This window comes from Pedobacter sp. Bi27 (assembly GCF_918698255.1).
Classification (GTDB): domain Bacteria; phylum Bacteroidota; class Bacteroidia; order Sphingobacteriales; family Sphingobacteriaceae; genus Pedobacter.
Map to the genome: position 1 here is coordinate 1 of NZ_CAKKMW010000021.1, position 1,268 is coordinate 1,268.

A 1,268-nucleotide genomic window follows, 5' to 3' on the forward strand; every position below is an offset into this window, starting at 1 on the left:
TTTTTGGATTTTGAGATAGTTTTTTTTAGTATATTTATATACAATCAAAAAAGATACATGAGTTTAATTTCCAGCAATATTTCCAAGGAGAAACATATCGTTTCTCCTAAAAAAAACATGTGATTTTATTCAAAAAAATCCGACCCCTGAGAAGTATATTACCAAAGCAAAGTTTTTCATCAGAAAGCGCTCACTTACCTTTCCTATCGTAGTTACCTCAATTTTGAATCTATTCAAGGAATCTGTTGAGTACAATATTTCAACTCTATTGCCCAAATTCAAAGTCAAAACAGTTACTGGGGCAGCTTTCTCACTGGCTCGTTATAAGGTCGAAATTTCATTTTTTAAGGATCTGAACAGCATACTTGTGGATTTTCATCAACGACACTATGTTAGACGTTGGAAAGGCTTTCAGTTGATCGCCGGCGATGGCTCAACGGTCTCGCTGCCTGCATCACCGGGTATAAAAAAACACTTTGGCGTTTATTCTGAAAATGAAAATGGTGCCAAAAGTTGTCTTGCCCAATTGTTTATGCTTTTTGACATCAACACAAAGACGGTATTGGCGAGTCGGATAAGCGAGATGAAGAACTCAGAGAGAACTCTTTTCAAGGATTGCCTAAACAACCTTGCCGTCAATAAGGCTATTTTTATCTTAGACAGGGGATTTGGTTACTTCAATATATTCAAGAGGCTTATCGAACAGAAAAGTGACTTTTGTATCAGGGTTAGCTCATCGAATTCTACCTTTGCCAAACAGGTAATGAATAATCCATCTGAGGATTTTATTACGGAGTGGCAACCAAGTTTAAGGGAAAAAAGGACCTGTGCCGAGCATGGGCAAGATTGCGAACCCATAAAAGTAAGAGTTTCGAAAATCAAACTAACAACAGGTGAGATCGAACTATTGATATCCTCACTTGAGCCTAAGAATATCAGCTTAGCAGATATTAACCAGCTTTATACGCTCAGATGGAGGATTGAAGAGGGTTTTAAAAAGCTCAAGCCCAAAATGAAACTCGAGCAGTTTGGTAGCCGTAAGCCAGAAGGCATAAACCAGGAATTTGAGGCCCATATTTTTATGATGAATCTCGTTGCTTTACTGGGGATTACCGCACAGGACAAGATTGAAAAAAACATGGATAAAAGAAGATACGGTTATATCTTCAACTGGCAAAATGCATTCAGATTTGTTAGGAACAGCCTAATTGAGTTAGTAATGGGATCAAAACTGAAAACAATAATTAAACAGCTAATAGAGCAAATTT

General features: G+C 37.2%; 1 protein-coding gene. It reads left to right on the forward strand.

The features are described from left to right. Positions 1–223 precede the first annotated feature (223 nt). On the forward strand, positions 224–1,268 hold a 1,045-nt coding region (locus LQ227_RS25545), incomplete at its 3' end, for an IS4 family transposase (RefSeq protein WP_230151940.1).